An 11,997-nucleotide genomic window follows, 5' to 3' on the forward strand; every position below is an offset into this window, starting at 1 on the left:
GGGTTTTAGCCATCGCTTCTCATATCAACTTTTCTTGGTGCAAGATGTGAGTTTAGGTAGTGTGGCTTCTGCTGCTGGATTTGGGGGTGTTCTCGGAGCTTTATTGATGACCAAATGGAATGGTTTTCAACGTCGAGTCGACGGAGTACAATTGGGGATGATGGGAGCAGGTTTGAGCAAGATGATATTTGGATTGGGTACGGGTCTTTCAGTTTGGGTTCCCATGCAGTTTTGTTCTTCTTTTAATTTTCCTGTGATGGGCAGTTCTGCTGATGTTATTTGGTTAGGAAAAGTAAGTTCTGAAATACAAGGACGGGTTTTTGCTATTCGTATGATGATGATTCGGATAATTTCATCCCTTGGCTATTTAATAGCTGGACCTTTAGCAGATTACATTTTTGAACCGGCCATGAGATCAGAGGGTTTGCTGGCAAAGATATTTGGCTGGTTATTAGGTACAGAAAAAGGTTCGGGTATTGCCCTACTCTATGTTATTTGTGCTTTGGCAATGTTTTTGATCGGCTTAGGAGGATATGGAGTTAAAAAGCTTCGCAATCTTGAATCACTTATTCCTGACCATGATTAGTAATAAATCAAATGACAACTGATTTGGTTAAGGTGAAGTTCTAAAATTATAACCTTAGTCTAATTTAATATGTAAACTTCTCTAAAGAAATTCAGAATTTACGGTTTTTTATAACTATGATAATACCTTTTATATCAATCCTTATTAGTCATAATTTTAAATTTTAAAAATCCCAATAAACAAAATTACAATAAATTTATTGTTGATTTTTTAATCTATTTCTTATTGGCATTTACGATTAAATATTGTTGATTTTTTGGAAAAGTATGGTTGTTTTTTTTATAATATTTAACAAGTATTTTACTAGAAAAATCTTTTTGAAACGACTGTACCGAAAATAATGCTATATTTAATAATTAAATATAAATAAAAAATACAGTTTCCGTTATGTCCTTCCACCTTTCAACGTGGTCAATTAAAAACCCTGTTGCTGTCCTACTAGCCTTCATGGTTATGGCAATAGTAGGTATATTTTCCTTCGTTAATTTAGGGATAGATAATACTCCCAATATTGACGTTCCTATTGTTAGTGTTAGTGTAACTCAACGAGGAGCAAGTCCCGTAGAGTTAGAAAACCAAGTTACCAAGAAAATTGAAGACGCAGTAGCGGGATTAGGGGATATTGACGAAATTATCTCTACTGTCACCGATGGTAACAGCGTCACCGTCATTAATTTTATCTTGGGAACTGATACAGACCAAGCAACTAACGATGTTCGCAATGCTGTCACTCAGATTCGCCAAGACTTACCCGAAGATGTAGATGAGCCGATTGTCAGACGAGTAAAATTGGCAGGGAGTTCAATACTGGCCTATAGTGTATCCTCCGATAAGAGATCAGTAGAGGAATTAAGCGACCTGGTAGACCGTAAAATAGCCAGGGAACTACTCAACGTCGAAGGGGTTGCCCAAATCAATCGTATTGGTGGTGTAGACCGCGAAATTAGGGTAGACTTAGACCCAGACAGAATACTAGCTTACGGCATTACTGCTACCCAAGTTAACGATCAGATTCGTAACTTTAATATTAACTTGCCAGGAGGACGTTCAGACGTTGGTGGAAGCGAGCAGAACGTCAGAATTCTAGGTAGTGCGGAATCTGTGTCAGAGTTGAAATCTTACCCCATCACCCTACCCAACGGAGATATAGTTCCCCTCAGTAACTTAGGGAAGGTGAGGGACAGTTATGACGATCCTCGTCAGTCTACTTATCTCAACGGCCAACCCATGGTAGGATTTTCCGTTTTTCGTAGTACTGGTAGCACATTAGTTTCTGTAGAAGAAGACGTCCGTAAAATCATTGATGAATCTAAGACAATCTTTCCCGAAGACCTGGAGTTTTCCCTAATTTTTACCCAAGGAGACTCCATCCGCAACAGCTACAGGGGAACCCTTGATGCCCTCATTTTAGGATGTGTTTTAACAGTAATTGTAGTAGGATTATTCCTCAAAGATTGGCGGGCAACCCTAATCACTTCTATTGCCCTACCTTTATCCTTGATACCCACTTTCGCAGCTATCAGAATATTAGACTACACCCTCAATGACATGACGTTGTTGGCCTTGGCTTTAGCGATTGGGAATCTAGTAGACGATGCTATTTGTATGATCGAGAACATTGATACCCACTTGCAAATGGGGAAAAAACCTTTGCAAGCAGCCTGGGACGGATCTGTAGAAATTGGGTTAGCGGTGGTAGCAACTACTGCAACCATTGTGGGGGTATTTTTACCAGTAGCCTTTATGGGAGGGATTCCTGGGCAGTATTTTCAACCTTTTGGGGTAACAGTGGCGGTTTCTACCATGTTTTCCACTTTGGTAGCCACTACCATGATTCCCATGCTAAGCGCGGCCCTACTAAAATCGAAACCCCGTAAATCAGAATCTGGGTTTCATCCCGACAAACCTCGTTCTTTAACCCCTTACCGAAGTTTACTAACCTGGTCTTTACGCAATCGCATCGTCACCATCTTATTAGCGATGGCTTTTTTCATTGGTAGTTTACAACTGGTTCCTTACATACCCAAGGGATTATTTAGTAATTTGGATATAGGGTTCAGTCAAGTGAGTGTGGAATTGCCTCCAGGTGCCACCCTCCAAGAAACAACTTCAGTAGCACAGCAGGTAACTGAAATCCTACAACCTAGTCCAACCGTAGACAAAATTCTGGCTGAGGTGGGGGATGATGGTCAAGTCAACACTGCTTTCATGTACGTTAAACTAATTGCCAAAGACGAACGTGACTTGTCTCAAAAGGAATTTGAAGACAAAATGCGCCCTAAATTGCAAGAAATTCCAGGGGCCAGGGTTACATTTGTCCGTGAAGCAGTGGGGGGTGGCAGTAAAGATTTATCAATTATACTCAAAAGCGATAACCCTGCAGCCCTAGCCCAAGTAGCCAACACCTTAGAAGAGCAAATGAGTCAAATTCCAGGGCTAGTAGAGGTGACTTCCAGTATGAGTTTGGTTAAACCAGAAATTATTATCGAACCAGATCCGGTGCGAATGAGTGATTTAGGGGTTTCCGTTCAAGCGATCGCCAGAACAGCAGCCTTAGCATTTTTAGGGGATACGGACTCGAATCTAGCCAAATTTAACCTGCCTGACCGTCAAATTCCCATTCGTGTTAAGGTCGCTTCAGAAGAGCGCAAGGATATCGACATCTTGAAAAATCTCAGAGTCCCTGCTAACGATGGCACATTGGTCCCATTAAATGCAGTGGCAAGCATTCGCTTAGGTAGTGGTCCAGCAGAAATCAAACGCTTTAATCGCAACCGACAAGTAGAACTTTCAGCGAACCTAGAAGGTATTTCTTTAGGGGATGCCTTAGAAAAAGTACGGGCTTTACCAGGGATGAATCCCCTACCCTCTAACGTAACCGAAGAACCTTTCGGAGATGCCAAAATTATGCGAAATGTTTTCACTCGGTTTGGCACAGCATTGAGTATGGCAATCCTCTGTATTTACGGAGTTTTGGTGTTGCTCTATAGTAACTTCCTCTATCCTATCGCCATTATGCTCTCCTTGCCCCTCTCAATTGGAGGTGCTTTACTCGGATTGTTGCTCACCCAAAACGAACTAGGTTTATTTGCTTTGATTGGAATCGTTTTGTTGATGGGATTAGTAACCAAAAATGCTATTCTCTTGGTAGATTTTACCTTGAGTTACATGAAAGATGGTAAACCTAAATTCAAGGCACTGGTAGAAGCAGGGGTGTCCCGTTTACGGCCCATTTGCATGACCACTTTATCAACTATTGCGGGGATGTCTCCCATTGCTCTAGCGTTAGGGGCAGATGGTCAGGTTAGAAGTCCCATGGCAATTGCGGTCATCGGTGGTTTAATTACTTCCACCTTATTAACATTGGTGGTGGTACCAGTGATGTTTACTTATATCGATGGCGTGTACAAAGGATTTCGTCGCCTAATTGGATAGCTAATTGTATTAAGTTCAACTTGCCTACAGATATGAGTATAATTCGAGGCCATGACAATTTTGTTTAAAACCAGTGTTTGCGGGGATTAAACTGTTCTTGTTCTCGAATTTTTTGATATAGAGCTATTTCTTCTGCACTCACCTCAGAAGGAATGGCTATTTGTATTTCTACTAGCTGATCCCCCCTTTGCCCCGAAGCATCGGGATATCCTTTATTGGCCAACCGAAGACGCTGACCAGGACGCACCCCTTTCGGCACTGTCATTTTAACCAAACCGTCGATGGTGGGAACTTCTACAGAACCCCCTAGAATAGCCTCACTAGGAGTTACAGGAACTTGACAAGCGATATCCTGGCCTCGTAACTCAAAAAAAGGGTGAGGGGTTATGGTAATTTTGAGGTATAGATCTCCTCCCTGAAGTCCTTGCCCTTTGAGACGAATTTTTTGGCCATCAATCATGGCGGAGGGCATATCCACTTCTAATGATCGCCCGTCTTCTAAACGAATGCGCTCCCGTCCACCTCCGTAGGCTTTTTCTAGGGGAATATTTAACTTAGCCTCTACATCCCTTCGGTTGCGGGAGGGGTTAACTACTTTTGCCCTTTTGGTATTGGGGTTGTAGTCTCGAAACTGCCAGAATTCCTGATCTTGGTTATAACCACTGCTATTGTTGCCGTTACGGGAGGGACGAGGAGGGCGACGTTTGCTTTTACCGAAACGGTTGCGATCGTATTCAGCCCGTTTCCCTTCATCGGAAAGAATATCGTAAGCTTCGTTAATACTTTTAAATTTTTCTTCTGCTGTCTTATCCCCTGGGTTAACATCGGGATGATACTGCCGAGCGAGTTTACGAAAAGATTTTTTTATCTCTTCGGCGGTGGCATCTCGAGAAACCCCTAAAATGGCATAGTAGTTAAGAAGTTGCTGCATATATCAGTGTAAAACGGGACAGGGAATCAGATTTAGGATCTTTATTGTAATGAGCTTGGGAGTTTAGAACCAATCGTCGTCCTCTTCATCCCATTGATTTTCTCGGGGAATACGACGGGAACGATCACGAGTGTAGTAGGTGTCGGAGTCTTGGGGGGGATAGGGACGGCGATCAGAGGAGGAACGACGGGGCGATCGAGGACTGGGGCGATCTTCTTCCCATTGATCATAAGAGTCGTTATAGGATTCGTAACGAGGAGAACCGTAGGTTTGACGCTCATCGTAACGAGGGTTTCCATAGTCTCTTCTTTCTGGGTAACGGGGTGTGCCATAGTTGTCGCCATAATTTGAACCACGAGGGGTGTAGGGGTAGTCATCTTCGTCGTCTCCAGTGAGAGTGCGACGGATAGACTCAAAAATGCCCTCGTCTTCTTCATCGTCGTATTGTAAGCGAACTTCCCGATTGAGTTCGTATAAAACATCTTCTAGGTCTGCTTGCGCCCGATCTAAGCGTCTTTCGTCGTCTTTTTCTAAACTGTCGAGGATTTCTGAGTTTAGAGATTCGATTTGACGACGATAAACACTGGTGAACTGGGTTCCGAAATCTAGGGTAACGTCTTTTAACCGTCGTAATGCTTGATCGGTCAATGCTTTGGCCTTATTCCGTTTTTCAATGCGTTCTCGTCTTTGTCTATCTTCTTCGGCAAACTCCGCTGCTTCGTTAATCATACGGTTAATTTCCCCTTCGCTGAGGGTAGAGGCACCTTGTATGATGACGCTTTGTTCTCTGCCGGTGGTGCGATCGCGCGCTGTTACTTGTAAAATGCCGTTAGCGTCGATATCGAAGGCTACTTGTACTTGAGGAATGCCTCTGGGTGCGGGGGGTATGCCGGTTAGTTTAAACCGTCCCAAGGACTTATTGTCTCTAGCTAGTTCCCTTTCTCCTTGCACCGCATGAATTTCTACCATAGTTTGATTATTTTCCCCTGTGGAAAAAATATCAGAACGACGCACGGGAATGGTGGTATTGCGGGGGATTAGTTTTTTGGTGACACCGCCGATGGTTTCCAAACCCAGAGAAAGAGGAGTCACGTCTAATAAGAGGATTTCTTTAACTTCCCCTGCTAGAATCCCTGATTGAATGGCTGCCCCTATGGCTACCACTTCGTCGGGGTTAACGTTTTCGTTAGGTTCTTTGTCAATAAAGCTGCGCACTAGGGCTTTGATCATGGGCATCCTAGTTCCCCCACCCACTAATACTACTTCATCGATTTGTATGGGGGTTAATCTGGCATCGTTTAAAGCCCGTTTTATTGGACGAGTGAGACGGGCTACTAAATCTCCGCAGAGGTCTTCTAACTGAGGGCGAGTTAGACGGGTATCAAGGTGCTTAGGACCGTCTTCGGTAGCAGTGATGAAGGGGAGATTGACATCGGTGACACTGACCCCTGATAGCTCGATTTTGGCTTTTTCTGCGGCTTCTGTGAGTCGTTGTAATGCTTGTCTATCTTTACGGAGATCGACCTTTTCTTGTTCAAGAAATTGTGCTGCTAACCAGTCTACGATACGTTTATCAAAGTCTCCTCCCCCTAGTTGGGTATCTCCACTGGTGGCTTTTACTTCAAATACACCGTCCCCAACTTCTAAGACAGATACATCGAAGGTTCCTCCTCCTAAGTCAAAGACGAGGATTTTTTGTGAGACTTCTTGATCTAATCCATAAGCTAAGGAGGCTGCGGTAGGTTCGTTGATAATGCGTAAAACCTCTAATCCTGCGATTCTTCCTGCGTCTCTGGTGGCTTGACGTTGGGAGTCGTTGAAATAGGCTGGAACCGTGATTACGGCTCCGGTGACTGGTTCTCCTAAGTAGCGTTCTGCTTCTTCTGCCAATTTACGGAGAATTTTGGCTGAAATTTCTTCCGGGGCAAAGTCTTTTTTGAGGCGAGGGCATTTAATTTTAATGCTGCCGTATTCGTCGCGACGGATAGTGTAAGGGACTTGTTTTGATTCTGGGGTCAATTCGGGGTATTTTCGCCCCAGATACCGTTTTACCCCATAATAAGTGTTTTGAGGGTTCAAAACCGCTTGTCGTCTTGCCATTTGTCCGACGACTAATTCTCCATCCTTATTGAAGCCAACCACAGAAGGGGTAGTACGCATTCCTTCTGAGTTGGCTATCACTACTGGTTTTCCCCCTTCCATTACTGCAACAACAGAATTAGTTGTCCCCAGATCAATGCCGACTACTTTGCCCATGTGCGTTTTTTGCTCCAGCTACTCCATTTAATCGCGGTTGGTGTTCGTTCGAGAGTTTAGCTTGATTGTGTCTCGTTGACAATATTGTATCTAATTGTCATCGTTTATCGGCGACTAATTACTGATTGAGATATTTTAATCTGGGGAAAACTCGGATATAATCGTTGAGAAAATTTACTCAAAGAGAAGAAATGGATCTTAAAGGGTTGATTCGTGATGTTCCTGATTTTCCTAAATCGGGTATCGTTTTCAAAGACATTACAACTTTACTGGGTGATGCCCAAGGGTTACGTTACACTGTGGATATTTTGAAGGAAAAATGTCAAGGTGCTAATTTATTCCCCGATTATATTGTGGGAATGGAATCCCGTGGCTTTCTGTTTGGAGTTCCTCTAGCTTATCAATTAAATGCAGGGTTTGTTCCTGTTAGAAAACCAGGTAAGTTACCGGCTGCGGTTCATCGGGTTGAATACGAATTAGAATACGGGACGGATAGTTTAGAAATTCATCAAGATGCTTTGGAAAAACATCATAATGTTTTGGTCGTAGATGATTTAATGGCAACAGGAGGAACAGCAAAGGCAACGGCAGAATTGTTAGGAAAAATTGGTTGTAATGTTTTGGGATTTGCTTTTATTATTGAGTTAACAGATCTAGAAGGTCGTAAAAAACTTCCTGATGTTCCTATTATTAGTTTAATAGAATATTGAACCTGAAACGTTAGTTAATACTAAGACTTTTTGTTTTTAGTTCTAAACAATGACCACTGATACGTCTTACAAGTGTAGAAACTAAGATTAATAATACTATACACTATTAACCCCATGAACCCTATTGTATCTCCCCAAAAAAGTAACCTTTTAAATAAATTGCAAAACTTTTTAGATGCAGACACCATTGTTTACATTTTGAAACGAGTTTTACAAGGTCTATTAACTATTTTATTAGCCTCTGTGCTTAGTTTTATTATTATTCAAATTGCTCCAGGAAACTACTTGGATACCTTAAAACAAAATCCTAAAATTGCTGAGGAAACTATTAAACAATTAACCACTCAGTTTGGCTTAGATCAACCCTGGTATGTTCAATATTGGCGATGGTTGATAAGGGTTATTACTAGATTAGACTTTGGGACAAGTTTTGTTTACAATCGTTCCGTTGCTTCTTTATTAGCTGAGAGAATTTCTGCCACCTTATTGTTAGCTATTTCTTCTATTATTTTAACGTGGTTGATAGCTATTCCTTTAGGCATTTTGAGTGCAGTCAAACAAAGTAGTTTAACTGACAAGATTTTGAGGGTTATTAGCTATTTAGGACAAGGTTTTCCGAGTTTTATTACTGCTTTAGTTTTATTAATTGTTGCTCAATATTTTTCTCCTCTATTACCAGTAGGAAATATGACTAGTTTAAACCATTCAGAATTATCTCCTATTGGTAAGCTATTAGATATTGGATGGCACATGATTTTGCCAACTATTGCCTTAAGCATCACCAGTTTTGCCGGATTGATGCGTCTAATGCGAGGGCAAATGTTAGATGTAATGAGACAAGATTATATTCAAACGGCGAGAGCAAAAGGGTTGCCAGAAGACAAAATTATATACGTTCACGCTTTACGCAACGCTATCAATCCCTTAATTACCCTTTTAGGATTTGAATTTGCTAGTTTATTAGGAGGGTCATTTATTGCCGAATTTTTCTTTAATTGGCCAGGGTTGGGAAGACTAATTTTACAAGCAGTAACGGCACAAGATTTATATTTAGTTATGGGAAGTTTGACCATGGGTGCTACGATGCTAATTGTAGGTAATTTACTAGCCGACTTATTATTAAAAGCGGTTGACCCTCGCATTAAATTGGAGAATTTTAAATAAGAAAAAATGTTTTCACAACTCTATCATATCCTTCGTTCTAAAGTAGATGGTAAATATTTGATCGCCCAGATTAGTCGGGAAGAAGATGAAACCCCTGTGAGTTATTTATTGGTCTTTTCAGAAAATTTTGAAGCCTTGAGTTATCTTAATACCCACGGTTCTGATGTTAGCGATCGCTTTATTGTAGAATCCGCATCAGGAACACAATTAAAAACAATTTTACAACGGTGGGACTTTCAAGGAATTGGATTAGTCAAAGATCCCCTAATACCCAGAATAGAATTTATGTCGATTTAAAAAAGTAAATTTTGCACAAGTTTTGCATTAGCATATTGAGCAAGATGGTCACACTACCTTTTAAACCCATCTAAAACAAACGTTAAAGCCACCAAAAATGCTCCAACTCCTTTTTATATTATTATAGATTTGAAAAATTCGTTAAAAAAAGTCTATAACAGAATAGTTAACGTTATCAACTAAAGTAGAGAACAAATAACTTAGGCATTACTCTATGGAACCTATTTATCAATATGCCTGGCTAATTCCAGTGTTGCCCTTGTTGGGGGCGATGTTGGTAGGTTTAGGCTTAATTTCGTTTAATGAAGCAACCAACCGCTTGAGACAAGTCAACGCAGTGGTTATTATTTCCCTCATAGGGGCATCGATGGTGTTATCTCTTACCCTACTGTGGAGTCAAATTCAAGGTCATGCAGAATACACCCGTATGATCGAATGGGCTGCAGCAGGTAATTTCACCTTACAAATGGGTTACACCCTGGATCATATTAGTGCCTTGATGTGCGTTATTGTCACCACAGTGGCCCTTTTGGTTATGGTGTACACTGATGGTTATATGGCCCACGATCCAAGCTATGTACGCTTTTATGCCTATTTAAGTATTTTTAGTGCCTCCATGTTGGGATTGGTGATCAGTCCTAACTTAGTGCAGGTTTATATCTTCTGGGAACTGGTGGGGATGTGTTCCTATCTGCTGATCGGTTTCTGGTTCGATCGCAAAGCAGCGGCGGATGCTTGCCAAAAAGCTTTTGTCACTAACCGTGTGGGTGACTTTGGCCTACTATTAGGAATGCTAGGCATTTACTGGGCCACAGGAAGCTTTGAATTTGATGTGATGGGGGAAAGGTTAGAAGAGTTAGTATCTTCAGGAATGATCGCCCCGGCTTTAGCTGCCCTATTTGCCGTATTAGTCTTCCTCGGACCTGTGGCCAAGTCGGCACAGTTCCCCCTCCATGTGTGGTTACCGGACGCGATGGAAGGTCCTACACCTATCTCTGCGTTAATTCACGCAGCAACGATGGTAGCGGCGGGTGTCTTTTTGGTTGCTCGGATGTATCCTGTATTTGAGAACATTCCTGTAGTCATGACTGTTATCGCCTGGACAGGGGCTATCACCTCCTTTTTAGGGGCAACCATCGCCTTAACCCAAAATGATATTAAGAAGGGGTTAGCCTACTCTACCATTTCCCAACTAGGTTACATGGTGATGGCTATGGGTATCGGTGCATATACTGCTGGACTATTTCACCTAATGACCCATGCTTATTTCAAAGCGATGTTATTCCTCTGTTCTGGGTCCGTTATTCATGGAATGGAAGAGGTTGTCGGCCACGATCCAGTCTTAGCACAGGATATGCGTTTAATGGGGGGACTACGGAAATATATGCCCCTCACTTCCTTGGCATTTTTGATAGGAACTTTGGCTATTTGTGGAATCCCTCCCTTTGCTGGTTTCTGGTCAAAAGATGAGATTTTAGGTCTAGCCTTTGAAGCTAACCCCAGTTTATGGGTAGTGGGTTGGTTAACCGCCGGTTTAACCGCTTTTTATATGTTTCGGATGTATTTTATGACCTTCGAAGGAGACTTCCGAGGCAACAATATGGACATTCGGGCGGAGTTATCAGCAGCAGCCGCCCCTGTGTTTGGTCCTGGGGCAATGGATGTGAAAGAATTGGATCACGATAAGGAAAGTCATGGTCACGACGATCACGGTGATCACGGCCATGGACATAGTGAATATCCTCACGAGTCTCCTTTAACCATGACCCTACCCTTGCTCATTTTAGCCATTCCTTCGACAGTTATCGGTTTATTGGGGAGACCTTGGGATAATACTTTTGAAGGCTTTATACACGCCCCTGGAGAGGTAATAGAAGAGGTTTCTCACTTCGACTGGACGGAGTTTGGTATTATGGCTGGAAATTCGGTGGGTATTGCTTTGATAGGTATTACCATCGCTTCTTTGATGTATTTGCAGCACAAAATCGATCCTAAAGCGATCGCCGATAAGGTTCCTACGTTGTATCAATTTTCCCTCAATAAATGGTATTTCGATGATGTTTACCATAGCGTCTTTGTCATGGGATGTCGTCGCTTAGCCCGTCAAATTATGGAAGTGGATTATCGTGTTATTGATGGCGCGGTTAATTTGACCGGTTTAGCTGCTTTAGTGAGTGGGGAAGGGTTGAAGTATCTAGAAAATGGTCGCGCTCAATTTTATGCCTTGATTGTTTTTGGGGCAGTATTAGGATTTGTGATTGTTTTTAGCGTGGTTTAAATCATTTTTTTAGTTTGTTTCAAGGGGCAATATTGCCCCTTTTTCTTTTTTATGATTATCGATAATGATTAAAAGGATTAAAAAATGTTTTCTTTAGACTTCTCTAATATTGAGATTCAAAAGACTTTACTATCTGGCATATTTTCTACCGTAAATACTTTTCTTGCTGTCTTGGTTGCCAATTGTATCAGTCAAAAGCTTGCTAATAGGAAAAAATTACAAGAAAAATTACAACAAGCAATTAAGGATATTGAATTTTTACTACAGGTAGAAAAAGCACACTGTGAAAAGAAGCTTCTCAAAAAGTCTGGGGGGACTCGCCGAAAGTTAGGGGACAAAG

8 protein-coding genes and 1 pseudogene are annotated in these 11,997 nt (G+C 41.8%); 7 read left to right on the forward strand and 2 right to left on the reverse strand.

The genetic code is table 11. The features are described from left to right. A pseudogene (locus P9B04_RS05220) lies at positions 1-586 on the forward strand (MFS transporter); the annotation flags it as partial. Positions 587-973: 387 nt separating this feature from the next. Further along, the gene (locus tag P9B04_RS05225; protein WP_342053944.1) at positions 974-4,021 is read left to right on the forward strand and encodes an efflux RND transporter permease subunit; all 3,048 of its coding nucleotides are present in this window, start codon (positions 974-976) and stop codon (positions 4,019-4,021) included. Positions 4,022-4,085: 64 nt separating this feature from the next. Here the strand turns inward: P9B04_RS05225 and P9B04_RS05230 are convergent, their stop codons facing one another. Further along, on the reverse strand, positions 4,086-4,952 hold the full coding sequence (locus tag P9B04_RS05230; protein ID WP_342053945.1) for a J domain-containing protein: 867 nt from the start codon (positions 4,950-4,952) through the stop codon (positions 4,086-4,088). Between the two features lie 63 nt (positions 4,953-5,015). Next, complete coding sequence (gene dnaK, locus P9B04_RS05235) at positions 5,016-7,208, reverse strand: molecular chaperone DnaK (RefSeq protein ID WP_342053946.1); 2,193 nt, start codon at positions 7,206-7,208, stop codon at positions 5,016-5,018. 191 nt (positions 7,209-7,399) lie between these two features. Between dnaK and P9B04_RS05240 the strand changes: the two genes are divergently transcribed. The 5 genes from P9B04_RS05240 to P9B04_RS05260 form a co-directional block, all read left to right on the forward strand. After that, on the forward strand, positions 7,400-7,918 hold the full coding sequence (locus P9B04_RS05240) for an adenine phosphoribosyltransferase (protein WP_342053951.1): 519 nt from the start codon (positions 7,400-7,402) through the stop codon (positions 7,916-7,918). Between the two features lie 114 nt (positions 7,919-8,032). Continuing rightward, the gene (locus P9B04_RS05245; protein ID WP_342053947.1) at positions 8,033-9,082 is read left to right on the forward strand and encodes an ABC transporter permease; all 1,050 of its coding nucleotides are present in this window, start codon (positions 8,033-8,035) and stop codon (positions 9,080-9,082) included. Between the two features lie 6 nt (positions 9,083-9,088). Further along, positions 9,089-9,379, forward strand: coding sequence for a hypothetical protein (locus P9B04_RS05250; RefSeq protein WP_342053948.1), 291 nt, complete (start codon positions 9,089-9,091; stop codon positions 9,377-9,379). A gap of 214 nt (positions 9,380-9,593) precedes the next feature. Next, positions 9,594-11,657 (forward strand): NAD(P)H-quinone oxidoreductase subunit 5, encoded by a 2,064-nt coding sequence (locus P9B04_RS05255; RefSeq protein ID WP_342053949.1) that lies wholly within the window; start codon positions 9,594-9,596, stop codon positions 11,655-11,657. 84 nt (positions 11,658-11,741) lie between these two features. Further along, the coding region (locus tag P9B04_RS05260; RefSeq protein ID WP_342053950.1) for a hypothetical protein at positions 11,742-11,997 on the forward strand (256 nt) is incomplete at its 3' end.

The organism is Crocosphaera sp. Alani8 (genome assembly GCF_038442745.1).
Classification (GTDB): domain Bacteria; phylum Cyanobacteriota; class Cyanobacteriia; order Cyanobacteriales; family Microcystaceae; genus Crocosphaera.

Bases quoted from the DNA above. Each gene is read 5' to 3' on its own strand.
- P9B04_RS05225 (WP_342053944.1), top strand. From the start codon at position 974: ATGTCCTTCCACCTTTCAACGTGGTCAATTAAAAACCCTGTTGCTGTC.
- P9B04_RS05250 (WP_342053948.1), top strand. From the start codon at position 9,089: ATGTTTTCACAACTCTATCATATCCTTCGTTCTAAAGTAGATGGTAAA.
- P9B04_RS05245 (WP_342053947.1), top strand. From the start codon at position 8,033: ATGAACCCTATTGTATCTCCCCAAAAAAGTAACCTTTTAAATAAATTG.
- dnaK (WP_342053946.1), bottom strand. From the start codon at position 7,208: ATGGGCAAAGTAGTCGGCATTGATCTGGGGACAACTAATTCTGTTGTT.
- P9B04_RS05255 (WP_342053949.1), top strand. From the start codon at position 9,594: ATGGAACCTATTTATCAATATGCCTGGCTAATTCCAGTGTTGCCCTTG.
- P9B04_RS05230 (WP_342053945.1), bottom strand. From the start codon at position 4,952: ATGCAGCAACTTCTTAACTACTATGCCATTTTAGGGGTTTCTCGAGAT.
- P9B04_RS05240 (WP_342053951.1), top strand. From the start codon at position 7,400: ATGGATCTTAAAGGGTTGATTCGTGATGTTCCTGATTTTCCTAAATCG.